At 64.0% G+C, this 14,734-nt stretch carries 15 protein-coding genes; 6 read left to right on the forward strand and 9 right to left on the reverse strand.

From position 1 onward, the window contains the following. Positions 1-3 precede the first annotated feature (3 nt). Positions 4-1,551: a BCCT family transporter gene (locus tag DXY03_RS05805; RefSeq protein ID WP_115009583.1), complete on the forward strand. Its 1,548-nt coding sequence runs from the start codon at positions 4-6 to the stop codon at positions 1,549-1,551. Here DXY03_RS05805 and DXY03_RS05810 read toward each other — a convergent pair whose 3' ends face one another. The 3 genes from DXY03_RS05810 to fabI are packed head-to-tail and all read right to left on the reverse strand — an operon-like array spanning position 1,552 to position 4,502. After that, complete coding sequence (locus DXY03_RS05810; RefSeq protein ID WP_115009584.1) at positions 1,552-3,021, reverse strand: carotenoid oxygenase family protein; 1,470 nt, start codon at positions 3,019-3,021, stop codon at positions 1,552-1,554. A gap of 60 nt (positions 3,022-3,081) precedes the next feature. Continuing rightward, a complete protein-coding gene (hisB, locus tag DXY03_RS05815; protein ID WP_115009960.1) occupies positions 3,082-3,690 on the reverse strand; it encodes an imidazoleglycerol-phosphate dehydratase HisB in 609 nt (202 codons plus the stop codon). A 29-nt stretch (positions 3,691-3,719) separates the two neighbouring features. Further along, positions 3,720-4,502 carry an enoyl-ACP reductase FabI gene (gene fabI, locus DXY03_RS05820; RefSeq protein WP_025362030.1) on the reverse strand — a complete coding sequence of 261 codons (783 nt, stop codon included), beginning with the start codon at positions 4,500-4,502 and terminating at the stop codon, positions 3,720-3,722. Between the two features lie 83 nt (positions 4,503-4,585). Here fabI and DXY03_RS05825 point away from each other — a divergent pair, with 83 nt between their 5' ends. Then, positions 4,586-5,497 carry an FAD-binding domain-containing protein gene (locus DXY03_RS05825; protein ID WP_115009585.1) on the forward strand — a complete coding sequence of 304 codons (912 nt, stop codon included), beginning with the start codon at positions 4,586-4,588 and terminating at the stop codon, positions 5,495-5,497. Positions 5,498-5,512: 15 nt separating this feature from the next. Next, positions 5,513-5,953 (forward strand): hypothetical protein, encoded by a 441-nt coding sequence (locus DXY03_RS05830; RefSeq protein WP_115009586.1) that lies wholly within the window; start codon positions 5,513-5,515, stop codon positions 5,951-5,953. Here DXY03_RS05830 and DXY03_RS05835 read toward each other — a convergent pair. Continuing rightward, entirely contained in the window at positions 5,935-6,453 is a 519-nt protein-coding gene (locus DXY03_RS05835; protein WP_115009587.1) for a hypothetical protein, read from the reverse strand. The two genes, DXY03_RS05830 and DXY03_RS05835, sit on opposite strands and share 19 nt — an antisense overlap. 57 nt (positions 6,454-6,510) lie before the next feature. Between DXY03_RS05835 and DXY03_RS05840 the strand changes: the two genes are divergently transcribed. Both DXY03_RS05840 and DXY03_RS05845 read left to right on the forward strand, forming a co-directional pair. Further along, positions 6,511-7,095 carry a thioredoxin family protein gene (locus DXY03_RS05840; RefSeq protein ID WP_115009961.1) on the forward strand — a complete coding sequence of 195 codons (585 nt, stop codon included), beginning with the start codon at positions 6,511-6,513 and terminating at the stop codon, positions 7,093-7,095. A 19-nt stretch (positions 7,096-7,114) separates the two neighbouring features. Beyond that, a complete protein-coding gene (locus DXY03_RS05845; protein ID WP_115009588.1) occupies positions 7,115-8,356 on the forward strand; it encodes a DegT/DnrJ/EryC1/StrS aminotransferase family protein in 1,242 nt (413 codons plus the stop codon). Here the strand turns inward: DXY03_RS05845 and DXY03_RS05850 are convergent. The 3 genes from DXY03_RS05850 to folK are packed head-to-tail and all read right to left on the reverse strand — an operon-like array spanning position 8,335 to position 10,838. After that, positions 8,335-9,768: an FAD-binding domain-containing protein gene (locus tag DXY03_RS05850; RefSeq protein WP_115009589.1), complete on the reverse strand. Its 1,434-nt coding sequence runs from the start codon at positions 9,766-9,768 to the stop codon at positions 8,335-8,337. The two genes, DXY03_RS05845 and DXY03_RS05850, sit on opposite strands and share 22 nt — an antisense overlap. After that, on the reverse strand, positions 9,768-10,328 hold the full coding sequence (locus DXY03_RS05855; RefSeq protein ID WP_115009590.1) for an NUDIX hydrolase: 561 nt from the start codon (positions 10,326-10,328) through the stop codon (positions 9,768-9,770). Before DXY03_RS05855 ends, DXY03_RS05850 begins: the two co-directional genes overlap by 1 nt. Before the next feature lie 18 nt (positions 10,329-10,346). Then, positions 10,347-10,838: a 2-amino-4-hydroxy-6-hydroxymethyldihydropteridine diphosphokinase gene (folK, locus tag DXY03_RS05860; protein ID WP_115009591.1), complete on the reverse strand. Its 492-nt coding sequence runs from the start codon at positions 10,836-10,838 to the stop codon at positions 10,347-10,349. A gap of 38 nt (positions 10,839-10,876) precedes the next feature. On the opposite strand from folK, the gene DXY03_RS05865 reads away from it, so the two are divergent. Further along, on the forward strand, positions 10,877-12,994 hold the full coding sequence (locus DXY03_RS05865; protein ID WP_115009592.1) for a putative cobaltochelatase: 2,118 nt from the start codon (positions 10,877-10,879) through the stop codon (positions 12,992-12,994). Between the two features lie 50 nt (positions 12,995-13,044). Here DXY03_RS05865 and DXY03_RS05870 read toward each other — a convergent pair whose 3' ends face one another. Together DXY03_RS05870 and DXY03_RS05875 are read right to left on the reverse strand one after the other, a co-directional pair. Further along, a complete protein-coding gene (locus DXY03_RS05870) occupies positions 13,045-13,905 on the reverse strand; it encodes an MlaD family protein (protein WP_115009593.1) in 861 nt (286 codons plus the stop codon). A 5-nt stretch (positions 13,906-13,910) separates the two neighbouring features. Next, on the reverse strand, positions 13,911-14,669 hold the full coding sequence (locus DXY03_RS05875; protein WP_170952010.1) for an ABC transporter ATP-binding protein: 759 nt from the start codon (positions 14,667-14,669) through the stop codon (positions 13,911-13,913). Between the last annotated feature and the right edge of the window lie 65 nt (positions 14,670-14,734).

The following is a 14,734-nucleotide window of genomic DNA, read 5'->3' on the forward strand; positions in this document are numbered from 1 at the left end:
CCGATGTCTGACACCCCCGCGAACCAGCGCTCCTGGTGGCGCCAGCCCCCACTCTGGGTGGGCGCTATTCCCCTGCTGATCTTTCTGCTGGTGTCGGCCATCGACCTGGCGCTGGCCAAGCAATTCACCGACAACGGCAAAGCCGTGATCAGTGATGCCCTCGGCGGTGTCTGGCAGTGGATGGTGGTGCTGCTTTTTCTGATCGCGCTGATCCTGGCCATCAGCCCAGTCGGCAAACTCCGGCTTGGAGGCGAGGAGGCCAAGCCCAGTCTCAAATTCTTCGACTGGTGCGCAGTGCTGATCTGCACCCTGCTGGCGGGGGGTGGTGTGTTCTGGTCGGCAGCCGAACCGCTGTATCACTTCCAGACCCCATCACCGGTGTTTGCGGGGGTCGAGGGCAGCACAGCCGCAGCGGTGGATCCCGCCCTGGCGGTGAGTTTTCTGCATTGGGGCTTCCTCGCCTGGGCCCTGGTGGCCACCACCACCACGATCACCTTCTCGATCCTGGAGCGACGCGGGGAACCCCTGCGTCCCCGCACACTGCTGGTGAACATCGTGCCGCGCAGCTGGGTGGATGGTCCGCTCGGTCACCTGGCGGATGGGTTGTCTGTGGTGGCCGCAATCGCCGGCACGGTTGGCCCCTTGGGTTTCCTCTCGCTGCAGCTCAGCAATGCCGCAGGGCAACTGCCCTGGCTCAGCGACAGTGCCGGCCTGCAATCCCTTGTGGTGGTGCTGCTGACCGCCGTCTTCGCGACCTCCACCGTCAGCGGCATCCAAAAAGGCATCAAATGGCTGTCGGAGCTCAATGTGTGGCTCACCCTGGCCCTGGCGGCGGGCCTGCTGCTATTGGGCCCGGGCCTCTGGCTGATGCAGCACTTCTTCAGCGGCTTCATCACCTACCTGATCCACCTGCCGCAGATGGCCCTCACTCCCAATGCCGTGCCGGCGAACTGGGTGAACGGCTGGACGGTGTTCTACTGGGGCTGGTTCCTCGGCTATGCGCCCTTGATGGGGCTGTTCACCGCCGGCGTCAGCCGCGGCCGCAGTATTCGTGAACTAGTGCTGGCGGTGGCCATCCTCTGCCCGATCGTGACCAACCTTTGGTTCACCCTGCTGGGGGGCACCGGATTGCATCTCGAACTGGCGGGGGGCGGCATCAGCGAAGCCCTGGCCCAGAACGGAGCCGCCGCTGCCCTACTCACCATCCTCAGCCAACTCCCCCTGGCCGGTCTGCTGATTCCGATCGGCCTGGTGCTGGTGGTGCTGTTCATGTGCACCAGCGCCGACTCAATGAGTTACGCCGCAGCCATGGTGGTGAGCGGCCGCAACGAGCCCCCTTCTCTGCTGCGCCTGTTCTGGGCCTTGATGATCGGCAGCCTCACCTTGGTGCTGCTACGCATCGGCTCGGGCCTGGGGGACAGCACCTCCATCGATGCCCTGCAGGCCTTCATCGTGATCACCGCGGTGCCGGTGACTCCCTTGGTGCTGGCCACCCTCTGGAGCGCGCCAAGGCTGGCCTGGAGGGAAGCCAAGCGCGAAGGACTCAGCTAATCAGCTGATGGGTGCCCAGCTCCCGTGCAGGCCATGGGGAACGGCCAACGGCAGCTCAAGCACCGCCACCTCAGACAGATCACGGGCGTTGAGGATCACCAGATCGGATGCAACCCGCGCCCCGTTCCACACCAGGTCCAGCACCCAGCCGTCGTCCTCCGCCTCAGCACCGGGACGACGCACCATCAACGGCTCACTCACAAAGCCCCTGGGCGCCGCACTCCAGGTGTGGGTCTCCCCGGAATCCAGATCAAGTTTCTGGATGGCCTGCAACGGATCGTTGCCCCTCTCCCGCTCCGCCACCGCCATCCAGGCGAAGCGGGCGCTGAGGCCCTGACGCTCGGGGTTGACCATGGCGAACTCACAGGTGCGCTCGCTGATCCGCTCGGTCTGCACCGATTCCCGACTGAGGTCGAGGCGGCAACGGTGCAGGATCCCCTCCGGCACCGTGTCGAAATTCACCTCGGCGAAATCCTCATCAGGTCCGATGGACGGGAAATCGTCGTAGACGATGCTCTCCAACACAACATGATCGCCATCCTCAAAGGCATTGAGGTGATGGAAGACGAAACCGTCGGGAGCTTCGAGGATGCGGGGCTTCTGACCAGCAAAGCGGCCGGAATCGCGGGGAATCAGCCAGAAACGCCCCTTGCCGCCGGGTTGAGATGCCAGGCACTGGGCCGCACCCTTTTCGCCGGTCACAAACGGCAGGGGATTGAAGGCGATGGCGTTCTGGAGGAATACCGCCCAGTTGGGGGTGATGGCGAAGTCGTGGAGAAAGGCGAAACCGGGGAAGCTGTCAGAACGGTCGTGCAGCAAGGTGCCAGCCTCCGGGCCATCGGTGGCGAACTCCATCAGACGGATGGTGCTGCGGGGCCCGGTCTTGACCCCGAAGGTGACCATGCAGGGCCGTCCGTTGTGGCCGGGATCGAAGCGGGGGTGGGCACTGAAGGCCTCGCCCTTTTTCAACACACCATCGAGGCGTGACAGGCCACGGGTCTCCAGGCTGCGGGGATCGAGCGCATGGGGTTCCGCCGCCTCCCAGAGGGCCAACAACTGATCCCCCAGGCGCACCACGTTGGTGTTGGCGATGTTCTTCAAGCGCAGGTCAAAGGCGTTGGCCAGCCGACCACCCGGCTTCTGGCTGCCGAACACGCCGCGGTAGAGCACCTTGCCGGCCTTCTCCTCCGCCAGCCAACCCTCGGTGCGCACATAGCGGTTGCTGAGGCAGACGCTGCCGTTCTCAAACCGCATGGCCGCGATCATGCCGTCGCCATCAAAGGGGTGATGCACGCGATGCCCATCCCGCTCAAGCCGTCCGGGGCCATTGCGATAGAACGTGCCCTGAAGGTCGGCCGGCACTGCACCACGCACCGGCGTCAGCGCCACGTCAGTGAGTTCCTGCTCAACGTTCACAAAGGAGCTGGCCCAGTCGCTGCGGTCGTAGCTGCGGGCAGGGGCGACGGTCACGGGCGAACGATCAACGTTCGCCCATCTTCTCGTAACGGACTGTGAAGCGCGGAGCCGCCCTCAGCTGGCGCCGGCCTGCTCAAGCACTCCTTTGCTGCTGGGGATGGCGCCGGCCCGGCGTGGATCCACCTCCGTGGCCATGCGCAGGGCCCGGGCAAAGGCCTTGAAGCAGGCTTCAACGATGTGGTGGGAGTTAGCCCCATCCAGCTGACGGATGTGGAGGGTCAGCCCGCTGTTGTTGACCACCGCCACGAAGAACTCCTTCACCAGCTCGGTGTCGTACGTGCCGATCTTCTGGCTGGGAATCGCAAGGCTGTAGCTGAGGTGGGGGCGACCGGAACAATCCAGGGCCACCTGCACCAGGGCCTCATCCAGCGGTGCCACGAAGTGACCGAAGCGATGGATGCCGCTCCGGTCCCCCAGGGCCTGGGCCAGGGCCTGCCCCACGGCAATCCCCACGTCCTCGTTGGTGTGGTGATCGTCGATATGGGTGTCTCCCACCGCATTGATCTCCAGATCGATCAGGCCGTGGCTGCTGATCTGATGAAGCATGTGGTCAAGAAACGGCACACCGGTGCTGGCCTGGCACTGGCCGGAGCCGTCCAGATCCAGCCGCACCTTCACATCGGTTTCACCGGTGACCCGACGGATCGTTCCCAGACGTGCCATCACCCGAGCTTCAGTGCCCTCATCGTGCCTCACATTCCGGTGACGCAGTAGCCCGCATCCACGTAGATGGTCTGACCGGAGATGCCGCTGGCCAGATCGCTGAGCAGGAAGGCAGCGGTACCACCCACTTCCATCTGCGTGACGGTGCGGCGCAGGGGAGCCTTCTCCTCCACGTTGTGGATCATGTCGAGAATGCCGCCGATGGCGGAGCTGGCCAGGGTGCGGATCGGGCCGGCGCTGATGGCGTTGACGCGCACCTGCTTTTCGGGGCCCAGCTCTGCCGCCAGATAGCGAACGGACGCCTCCAGAGCAGCCTTGGCGACGCCCATCACGTTGTAGTTGGGGATCGCCCGCTCAGCACCGAGGTACGAGAGCGTGATCACGCCGGCCTTCTCGCTGAACAGCGGCTTGGCATGGGCGCAGAGGGGCGCCAGGGAATAAGCGCTGATGTCGAGGGAACGGGCAAAACCCTCAGCGGTGGTGGCGCTGTAGTCACCGATCAGCTCTTCCTTGCCGGCAAAGGCCAGGCAGTGCACCAGACCATCGAGAACGCCCCACTTCTCCTTGATCTCGCCGAAGACCTCAGCCATCTGGTCGGCATCCTGCACATTGAGAGGCAGGAACAGGCTGGGCTCCAGGGGAGCGGTGAGTTCGCGCACCTTGGCCTCAAAGCGGCCCTTGTCGTCAGGCAGGTAAGTGATGCCGAGTTCAGCACCGGCCGCCTTCAGCTGCTGAGCGATGCCCCAGGCGATCGAACGGTTGTTGGCGATGCCGGTGACGAGAATCTTCTTGCCGGTGAGATCAAGCAGCATCGGGACAGACCGGAACGGGTTGAATTCGCGCGATTCTCCCCCATCCCCCGCCAAGATCACCGCTCCTTTGCTGACAAAGGCCGGTGCCCAGCGTTGCGTCACCCCCGATCAACGGCGACCTGCCGCGGCAATTCGCGTCCCGCGATGCCCTCAACACCCTGTTGGCGCAAGAGTTCCCAGGGGCAGAAGGGGAGCTCAGCCCGATCCGCGGTGGGCGTGAAGCAGCCGAAGACAAACTGCAGCGCATTGACGCAAGGCGCTACGCCAAAAGTCGCAATCACCTCAAGGGCGCGGTCACCGGGCTGTCGCCCTACATCCGCCACGGCGTGCTGAGCCTCGCGGAGGTGCGCGATTCAGTGTTTGCACGGATCCGCAACCGTGATGAGGGCGGAAAGCTGATCAACGAACTCGGCTGGCGGGACTTCTGGCAACGGATGTGGCTCGATCTGGGGGATGGCATTCATGACGATCAGGAACCGTTCAAAACAGGCCATGACGCCGGGGCCTATGCCCGGGAACTGCCGGCCGATGTGCGCGCAGGGAGCACAGGGCTGGCCTGCATGGATGGCTTCCACGATCAACTGGTGACGACCGGCTGGCTGCACAACCACGCCCGCATGTGGATGGCCGCCTGGCTCGTGCACTGGAGACGGGTGCACTGGAAAGCCGGAGCCGACTGGTTCCTGGAGCACCTGCTGGATGGCGATCCGGCCAGCAACCATCTGAGCTGGCAGTGGGTGGCCAGCACCTTCAGCCACAAGCCCTACTTCTTCAACCGCGGCAACCTGCAGCGCTACAGCGACGGGCACTACTGCGACAGCTGCCCCAGCGCGAACAGCTGCCCCTTTGAAGGCAGCTACGACCAACTGGAGAACCAGCTGTTCGCCCCGATGCCGGCCATACGGGAGACCGGCAACAACCGCAACCAGCAGCGCAACCGCCAACGCCGGAGCAGCGGAGGCGCCAGTGCCGCCCTGGCCCGTCCCAAGCGATAAGCAGGAGATTCCTCGATGACATTTCAACGCCCGATCCTCTGGATTCACGAGGAGGCCCTTGGTGCCAACAACCCAGCGCTGCAGGCCTGGCCAGAGTCACCAGCGGTGTTCGTGTTCGACACCCGTTGGATCCAAGAGGCACGAATCAGCCGCAAACGGCTCGGCTTCCTCTACGAAAACGCCCTCGACCTTCCCCTCACCCTGCGCAAGGGGGATGTGGCCGATGAGGTGCTGGCCTTTGCCCGTCGCCATCAGGCCGATGGTGTGGTGAGCAGCAGCTCTGTGGATCCACGCCTGGAGCGGATCGGCGAGGCAATCGACGCAGAACTGCCGCTGGAACTGCTGGATCCCGAACCGTTCGTAGAACTGCCGCGGCCACCACGGCTGGGGCGGTTCAGCCGCTACTGGCGCGATGCCGAGGCGGTGGTGTGGGAGGGCTACTCACCAGCCCGTTGATCCCTCAGCAGCTGCCGGGCCCGCTTCAATTCCTCCACGGGATTGGTAAGCAGATCTTCCTCCTCGAGTGAGGGCAGCTGCACAGGAACCACCTGCTTGTCGTTCCGGGGCGGCTCGATCCACTGCCAGCGGTCTTCCGGAGCGCGGGCCTGGCACAGAGCTTTCAGCTCGCTCTTCAACAGGCCACGCACATCGCGCCGGGCCACGGCATCAAAAAACTCCTCACGGGTCGCCAACCCGGAACTGAACGGTGTGGATCCATTGCCGTTGAACAGACGGGCCGGATCCGGCAGCCATCGGGGACGACACACCCCCGGGAAACTGGTGTCTGTCTCCAGATAGATGTGGACCCCGTAGCCATCGGGCTGATTGACCACAGCTACCCCGTCATGGGGGGAATGGCGCTTTAGAGAGAACAATCGCCAGCTGGGCGGTTCCTTTGGAGAAGCGCAGGCCCCCAGCAGCAGGGCGACTCCCCAAAGCAGTTGCAGGCGCGGCATCCATCACAACCGGAGGTGGCCATCCTGAAGCAGATTCGCTGCATCTGCCTGCGCCTTATGGCCCTGACACCATCCACGATGCTGGCGCTGGGAACAGGCCTGCCTAATTTTGATATTCCCCAGGTCATGGGTGGTCGGCTGAGCAGCAGGTCTCTGGACCAACGGCCCGTGCTGCTGATGGTGCTTTGTGCCCATTGCCCCTTTGTGAAACATGTGGAGCCCGAAATCACTCAGCTGAACCACGACTTCAGCAATGCGGTGCAACTGATCGGTGTGAGCAGCAACAGCCTGATCACCCACCCCCAGGATGGGCCAGAACAACTGGCGGACCAGGCCAGGCGCCATGGCTGGAGCTTCCCTTACCTGCTGGATGAGCAGCAAAGCCTGGCCCGAGCGCTCAGGGCAGCATGTACGCCGGAATTCTACCTGTTTTCACCTGATGGCGAGGGCTTCCAGAGCCTGCGCTACCGCGGCCAATTGGACGGCAGCCGACCCGGCAACGATCACCCCCTCGACGGCCGAGACCTGAGAGCCGCCCTCGATGCCGTACTGGCGGGATCTCCCGTCAACCCAGACCAGACCGCCTCGGTGGGCTGCAATGTGAAGTGGAACCCCGGACACGAACCGGAGTGGTTCGGCTGAGCCACTTAAGCTTTGCTTTATGCAGGTTCCTCCCTTCAGCCTCAGCCAGCAGATCGACGATCTTGGTGTAGACCTCGAAGAGGCGGTGCTCGAGGTGTTGCGCAGCGGCCAGTACATCGGTGGACCGCAAATCAAACGCTTCGAAGAGGCCTTTGCCGCCAGCGTTGGCTGCAAGCACGCCGTGGGCTGCAACAGCGGCACCGATGCGTTGATCCTCGCCCTACGCGGCCTGGGGATCGGTGCAGGCGATGAGGTGATCACCTGCTCGTTCAGTTTTTTCGCTACAGCTGAGGCCATCAGCGCCGTCGGCGCCACGCCGGTGTTCGTGGATGTCGACCCCAGCACCTACCTGATCGATTTTGATCAGATCGAAGCCGCGATCACCCCCGCCACCAGGGCCCTGATGCCGGTGCACCTGTTCGGGCGTGCAGTGAACATGACCCGGCTGATGGCCATTGCCGAACGCCATCAGCTGAAGGTGATCGAAGACTGCGCCCAGGCGACGGGAGCCCGCTGGCAGGGCCAGGCGGTGGGCAGCTTCGGCGATGCAGGCTGCTTCAGCTTCTTCCCCACCAAGAACCTCGGTGCAGCGGGAGACGGCGGTGCGATTACCACCAGCGATGCCCACCTAGCCCAGGCCATGCGTGAGCTGGCCGTGCACGGCATGCCCAAGCGCTACCTCCACACCAGCCTTGGCTACAACAGCCGACTGGATGCGATCCAGGCCGCGGTGCTGAACGTGAAGCTGCCGAAGCTCAAGCGGTGGATCAGCAAACGCACCAGCATTGCCGAGAGTTACCGGGATGCCCTTGGCGATCTAAACGGCCTCACCCTGCCGACAGCCGACGACGGCCACAGCTGGAACCAATTCGTGGTGCGCATCGGCAGTTGCCCCAGCGGCCAGCCGCTCTGCAACGCCAGCTGCGCCCCCTCCAACACCAGTGCACGCCACGGCATCCCCGAAAGCTGCTGCCGCGACTGGGTCAAGCAGACCCTGCAGGAGCGTGGGGTGAGCACAATCATCTACTACCCCATTCCAATCCACAGACAGCCGGCCTACGCCCATCTGGGCTTGCAACAGGGCTCCTTACCGGTGACGGAACAGCTCTGCAGCCAGGTGCTGAGCCTGCCGATCTTCCCGGAGCTAACTGTCGACCAGCAACAGGCAGTGATCGACACCGTGCGCCAGTTGCTGGGATCCAACGCACCAGCTGAATTCCGCCGCGGCGACGACCGTGATCAGGACCGGATTGTGGCGTAAAGCGCCTTGAACCTGGCCTGCTGGGTTTTGTGATTCACGAGAGGCTCGGGGTAATCGCGTCTCTCGAGAGCTCCGATCTCACCGCTGAGCAAATCCTTGGTGTTCACATGGCGCAGTTCCGGCACCCACTGGCGGATGTAATCGCCGGCTGAATCGAATTTGGAGGCCTGGGTGGCGGGGTTGAAGATGCGCAGGGGCTTGGGATCCATGCCACTGCTGGCGCTCCACTGCCAGCCACCGTTGTTGGCGGCCAGGTCACCGTCCACCTCCAGTTCCATGAAGGCGCGCTCGCCCCAGCGCCAGTCGCAGATCAGGTCTTTGACCAGATAGGAGGCCACGATCATGCGGCAGCGGTTGTGCATCCAGCCGGTTTGGTTGAGCTGGCGCATGGCGGCATCGATGATCGGCATGCCGGTCTGCCCCTCCTTCCAGAAGTCGAACCAGTCCTCGTTGTTCTCCCAGGGGAAGCGGCGCCACTGCTCGCGGTAGGGGCCATCGGCCAGTTCCGGAAAATGAAACAGAGCCTGCTGGTAAAACTCGCGCCAGCCCAGCTCCTGCTCCCACACGGCGATGGCCTGCAAATGCTCCTCGCTGCGGGCTTGCTCACGGGAGTCCTGGGCCGCACACCAGGCCTGGCGAGGGCTGAGGGTGCCGAGGCTCAGGGCAGCACTGAGGGTGGAGGTGCCTGCGGTACCGGGGAAATTGCGGTCAGGCTCATAGCCGAGCAAGGGCCCATCACAGAAGCTGTTGAGTTGGGCCAGCGCCGCCGCTTCTCCAGGGCGGCAGGGGCAGATCTCAGCGCCCTTGAAACCATGACTCTCCCGCAGAGCCTCCAGGGACTCACCGGCCGGCAGCTGTGCAGGATCGAGATCCACCAACCCGGTGGGGGCGGCAACGGTGCTGGGTTGCTTGGCCAGCACCTGGCCGCGCCAGTTGCGCAGGAACGGGCCATAGACGCGGTATGGATCACCACCACCGGTCTTGAGCAGCTCTGGAGCGATCAGCAGCTGATCCCAATCCACCACCACTTTGCGGCCATCGGCCTGCAGTTTTTTGGCCACCTGGCGGTCCCGCTCACGGGCATAGGGCTCCACATCGCGGTTCCACACCACAGCCTCAGCACCGATCTGCTGCGCCAGCTGCGGCAACACCGCCACCGGATCTCCCTTGACGACCAGCAATCGGCTGCCGGCCTCCCGCCAGCGCTGCTGCAGTTCCACCAGGCTCTCGATCAGAAACCACAGCCGGGCCGGCGCCATCGGCGGCAGATGATCCGGCGGGTTGATCAGCTGCGGGTCGAGCACGTACACCCCCGTCACCGCCGGACTGATGTCCGTAGCAGCCACCAAACCCAGGTTGTCCGCCAAGCGCAGGTCGCGGCGGTGCCAGAACAGAACGCGAGAGCTGGTCATCAGAGGCCGAGAAGCTGCTTGGCACGGAACCAGGCGGTCACACTTTTGCCATCGAGCCATTCATCGCCCGAGGCCAACGCTGCATCCAGCTGAGCTGGGCTCATCAGCACAACCTCCAGATCTTCGTCGTCATCGCCGGCTGGCGGGTTCTCCAGGGGCATGAGCTCCCGGGCAAGGAAGCAATGGATCACTTCATCGGAATAACCAGGGCAGGGGAGCATCGGCCCCAGCACATCCCACTGCGCAGCGCTGTAGCCGGCTTCCTCCCCCAGCTCCCGCTGCATCGATTCCAGGGGGTCTTCGCCATCTTCAAGCGTGCCGGCAGGGAATTCGAGCAGGCGGGCCTGAACCGCAAAGCGGTACTGACGCAGAAGCACCACCTGGCCGTCATTCGTGATCGGCACCGCCAAGGAAGCGCCGGGGTGGCGGATCATCCCGAAGGTGGCCTCGACACCCATCGGCAGCTTGATCCGGTTGCGCTCGAAACGGAGCTTGCGAGCGTCCACCACCTCAACGGTGTCCAGCAGCTCAAAGGGCTCCGGGGCGGGCAGTGGCGCCATGGGATCAGGCGAGAAGTCTCACCAGCATGGCGGGTAAGTGCCCTGCATCGCTTCCAGCAACGGCGCCAGCACAAAGCTGCGCAGGTGCATCCGCGGGTGGGGAAGCATCAGGTCAGGATGATCCAGCCGCAGTTCTCCCCAGAACAGCAGATCCAGATCGAGGCTGCGCGGGCCCCAGCGCTGTTCCTGCGATCGGTTTCGGCCGAACTGCTGTTCCAAACCCTGTAAGGCATCCAACAGTTCCAGGGCGGCGGCCACGCTCGGCGGGGCCTGCAGCCCCTCCACCAGCATCACGGCATTGCAGTAACGGGGCTGGTCGGGGGGACCACCAACGGGGGGGGTGTCGTGCAGGGATGACCAGCGGTAAACCAGCTCCTGAGCAGACCAGACCCTGAGCAAATCCTCCAGCAAAGGCCGCACCGCCACCAACGTCTCGCGCGGCGATCCCACCCCACTGGGCTGGTTCGCCCCTAGCGCCACCGCAACAGAAGCGTCATCGATGGAGGGCATCAGCGAGACTGGCGCGCACGAACGGGCTAAACGCGTCCATGGTGGCAACCGGAGTAGCGGTGAAGGACGACCAGGCCACCCGTGCCTTTCCGCTGGCAGCGATCACGGGCCATGGGACGTTGAAGTTGGCCCTTCTGCTGGCGGCCGTGGACCCTGGGTTGGGCGGTGTGGTGATCGCGGGGGGACGCGGCACCGGCAAATCTGTCTTGGCGCGGGGCCTGCATGCCCTGCTGCCCCCGATCGACATCCTCGATGCCGAAGGAGGTGTGGGCCGCAATCTCGATCCCCAGAACCCGGATGAATGGGACGACGCCACCCGTGAACGGATCACAGGCGAAGCACCCTCCACGGTGATTCCCGCCCCCTTCGTGCAGATCCCCCTCGGCATCACCGAAGACCGCCTGGTGGGCGCTGTGGATGTCGCTGCCTCCCTATCCAGCGGCAGCGCCGTCTTTCAGCCGGGTCTGCTGGCAGACGCCCACCGCGGCGTGCTTTACGTCGACGAGCTCAATCTTCTGGATGACGGCATCGTCAACCTGATGCTGGCGGCGGTGGGCAGCGGCGAGAACCGTGTGGAGCGAGAGGGGCTCAGCCTCAGCCACCCCTGCCGGCCGCTGCTGATCGCCACGTACAACCCGGAGGAGGGCAACGTTCGTGATCACCTGCTTGATCGCTTCGCGATTGCGCTCTCCGCCAACCAGTTGGTGAGCACCGAGCAGCGGGTGGAGATCACCAACGCAGTAATCAGCCATGGCCAATGCAGCCGCAGCTTTGCTGAGAAATGGAGCGAGGAAACCGATGCGCTGGCAACCCAGCTGTTGCTGGCCCGCCAGTGGCTCCCGGATGTTCAGATCAGCGGCGAGCAAATCGAATACCTCGTGACCGAAGCCATCCGCGGCGGCGTTGAAGGGCACCGCTCCGAGCTCTACGCGGTGCGGGTGGCCAAGGCCCATGCCGCCCTCAGCGGACGGGATCAGGTGGAAGCTGACGACCTCCAGGTGGCCGTGGCCCTGGTGATCGCTCCGCGAGCGTCCCAGATGCCACCACCGGACCAGCAGATGGAACCACCGCCGCCGGAGGACCAGGAACCGCCACCGCCGCCCCCCGAACAGCCCCAGGACCAGGGCGATCAGCAACAGGAGAATCCGCCGCCGCCGGAGGGATCCGACGAGGAGGAGAACGACCCTCCGGAGGACAACAGCGATGACGACACCAGCGACGATGACGAGAGTGACGGCGAGGAGGATCAGGCTCCACCGGCGGTACCCGAGGAGTTCATGCTCGATCCCGAAGCGATCGAGGTGGACCCTGATCTGCTGCTGTTCAATGCCGCGAAGGCGAAAAGCGGCAACAGCGGCAGCCGGTCTGTGGTTCTCAGCGACAGCCGCGGCCGCTATGTGAAACCGATGCTGCCCCGCGGACCGGTGCGCCGGATCGCCGTGGACGCCACCCTGAGAGCAGCGGCGCCTTACCAAAAGATTCGCCGCGAACGGGAACCAGGCCGCTCGGTGATCGTGGAGGAGGGCGATCTGAGGGCCAAGCTGCTGCAGCGCAAGGCCGGCGCCCTGGTGGTGTTCCTGGTGGACGCCAGCGGCTCAATGGCCCTGAACCGGATGCAAAGCGCCAAGGGTGCCGTGATCCGCCTGCTCACCGAGGCCTACGAAAACCGCGACGAAGTGGCCCTGATCCCCTTCCGTGGCGATCAAGCCGAAGTGCTGCTCCCTCCCACCCGCTCGATAACGGCGGCCCGCCGCCGGCTGGAATCAATGCCCTGTGGCGGTGGTTCACCCCTGGCCCATGGCCTCACCCAGGCGGCCCGAGTCGGCGCCAATGCCTTGGCCACGGGTGATCTGGGCCAGGTTGTGGTGGTGGCCATCACCGACGGTCGCGGCAACGTGCCCCTAAGCACCTCTCTCGGTCAGCCCGAACTTGAAGGCGAAGAGAAACCCGACCTCAAACAAGAAGTGCTGGACGTCGCCACCCGCTACCGCATGCTCGGGATCAAGCTGCTGGTGATCGACACCGAGCGCAAGTTCATCGGCAGCGGCATGGGCAGAGACCTGGCTGAAGCCGCAGGCGGCAAATACGTGCAGCTGCCCAAGGCCAGCGATCAGGCGATTGCAGCGGTTGCGATGAACGCCATCAGCAACATCTAAAACGCACGATATCGGGCCGAAATCACACCAATATCGACCCAATATGGTGCCTATTGAGAAATTTGCGCTGGAAAGATTTCGCCAAACAATTCCCCCAAGCCGATGGTGAGATTGCGAACACCCTTCATGAACTCAGGATCACTGGTGAGTTGAACCACATCGCCACCCACGGCATCGATCGTGGCCATGAGCTGGGCGGCATTGGCGGCCGTCTGCTTGAGGTCACTCAGGGTCTGGGGATTATCGAGGGACGCGGCAATGTTGTTCAGATGTGCCGTGGCCACCTCCAGATTGCGAATCACAGGCGCGGCCTTGGCCAATTCATCCTGCAATTGCACCGTCAACGCCTCGAATTCCTTCGTGGAGGCCTCAATCTGCTCAAGCGAGGCCGCCACATTGGGAATCACCCGCTCGTCCTGAACCTGTGCCAACAGCTCCTGCATGGTTGCAGTCACGGTGGAAAGGCTGGGGATCTCTTGCCCCACAACAATTCCACCGTTGCAGAGCTGGAGCGTTGGCTGACAGCCAGGCGCTTGAGGGACGGGTGCATCCGGCGGAAGCGGAGCTCCACGGCTGACCAAGGCCACCCGGGCGCTCCCTCCCAACAAGGAAGCCGAGCCCACCGTGGCGGTCACGGGCAGCGGCAGGCGCAGATCAGCTTTGTTGATTTCGAGCTCAGCCACCACCGCTTCGGGCGTCACCGCAATCGAGCGCACTGAACCCACCACGATGCCCCGATAGGTGACCGGAGAACGCTCGGCCAAACCTGCCGCATCGTTAAAACGGGCGGTCAGCGTCCAATGGCTTGATCCCAAACGAACCCCGCGAAGCCAGAAGGCGGTGGAGGAGAATCCAATGATGCCGCCGATCAAGGTAAATCCGACGATGGCATCACGAACGCTGCGTCGCATGGTGGTCAGTGCTCCGCCGGTTGCATCGGTCCGCGCAGGCTACCCGTCCTGAACTGGACGACATAGGGGTTCTCTGTGGTGCGAAACGCCTCCACCGACCCTTCCCACCGGAACTGTCCGTCGTAGAGCATCAACACCCGTTCCGCAGAGCGTTCGATCGTGCTGCGCACATGACTCACCACCACGGAACATCCCTGGGCCACGGTGGTGGTTTTGACAATCAAATCTTCGATCCGCGTACAAGCCACGGGATCAAGCCCTGCAGTGGGCTCGTCGTACAACAACAGGGGCATCGACTGATTCCCCCGCTGAGGATCATCAATCAGGGCACGGGCAAAGCTCACCCGCTTCTGCATGCCACCACTCAATTCACCGGCATAGAGGTGGGCCACGTCATAGAGCCCCACCGCCTCCAGGCAGGCATGCACACGGTCACGAATCTCTTGCCGCGACAGCTGCGTGCGTTCGCGCAAGAGAAAGCCAACGTTTTCCTCAACCGTGAGCGATGCCAACAGAGCGGGATTTTGAAACACCAGCCGCACATCCGGCGGATCGGTCTGGTCCAGCCGCAGGTAGGTCTGCGGCTGATTGAACAGGCGCAGCTCACCACCGGTAGGCAGCTGCAAACCAGCCAGAAGACGCAGCACCGTGGACTTTCCGGCCCCGGATGGGCCCACCACGGCCAACCGCTCCCCGGCACGCAAGGTCAAGTTGACCCGATCCAGAACAGGCCGAGGTCCCCACTGCATCGTGAGGTCCCGCATCTCCACGACGGGTTGAGACTGCGGCACGGTCTGGGCCAAAAACACAGCCATCCTGCCGCCTTTCC

It is taken from the genome of Synechococcus sp. N5 (assembly GCF_900473925.1).
Lineage (GTDB): Bacteria > Cyanobacteriota > Cyanobacteriia > PCC-6307 > Cyanobiaceae > Parasynechococcus.

What these genes read in the sequence shown, in the direction of transcription:
- hisB (WP_115009960.1), bottom strand. Translation starts at nt 3,690, where the DNA reads ATGGCACGTCTGGGAACGATCCGTCGGGTCACCGGTGAAACCGATGTG.
- folK (WP_115009591.1), bottom strand. Translation starts at nt 10,838, where the DNA reads ATGCCCTCCATCGATGACGCTTCTGTTGCGGTGGCGCTAGGGGCGAAC.
- DXY03_RS05875 (WP_170952010.1), bottom strand. Translation starts at nt 14,669, where the DNA reads ATGCGGGACCTCACGATGCAGTGGGGACCTCGGCCTGTTCTGGATCGG.
- DXY03_RS05850 (WP_115009589.1), bottom strand. Translation starts at nt 9,768, where the DNA reads ATGACCAGCTCTCGCGTTCTGTTCTGGCACCGCCGCGACCTGCGCTTG.
- DXY03_RS05845 (WP_115009588.1), top strand. Translation starts at nt 7,115, where the DNA reads ATGCAGGTTCCTCCCTTCAGCCTCAGCCAGCAGATCGACGATCTTGGT.
- DXY03_RS05830 (WP_115009586.1), top strand. Translation starts at nt 5,513, where the DNA reads ATGACATTTCAACGCCCGATCCTCTGGATTCACGAGGAGGCCCTTGGT.
- DXY03_RS05870 (WP_115009593.1), bottom strand. Translation starts at nt 13,905, where the DNA reads ATGCGACGCAGCGTTCGTGATGCCATCGTCGGATTTACCTTGATCGGC.
- DXY03_RS05855 (WP_115009590.1), bottom strand. Translation starts at nt 10,328, where the DNA reads ATGGCGCCACTGCCCGCCCCGGAGCCCTTTGAGCTGCTGGACACCGTT.
- DXY03_RS05805 (WP_115009583.1), top strand. Translation starts at nt 4, where the DNA reads ATGTCTGACACCCCCGCGAACCAGCGCTCCTGGTGGCGCCAGCCCCCA.
- fabI (WP_025362030.1), bottom strand. Translation starts at nt 4,502, where the DNA reads ATGCTGCTTGATCTCACCGGCAAGAAGATTCTCGTCACCGGCATCGCC.
- DXY03_RS05835 (WP_115009587.1), bottom strand. Translation starts at nt 6,453, where the DNA reads ATGCCGCGCCTGCAACTGCTTTGGGGAGTCGCCCTGCTGCTGGGGGCC.
- DXY03_RS05865 (WP_115009592.1), top strand. Translation starts at nt 10,877, where the DNA reads ATGGTGGCAACCGGAGTAGCGGTGAAGGACGACCAGGCCACCCGTGCC.
- DXY03_RS05840 (WP_115009961.1), top strand. Translation starts at nt 6,511, where the DNA reads ATGGCCCTGACACCATCCACGATGCTGGCGCTGGGAACAGGCCTGCCT.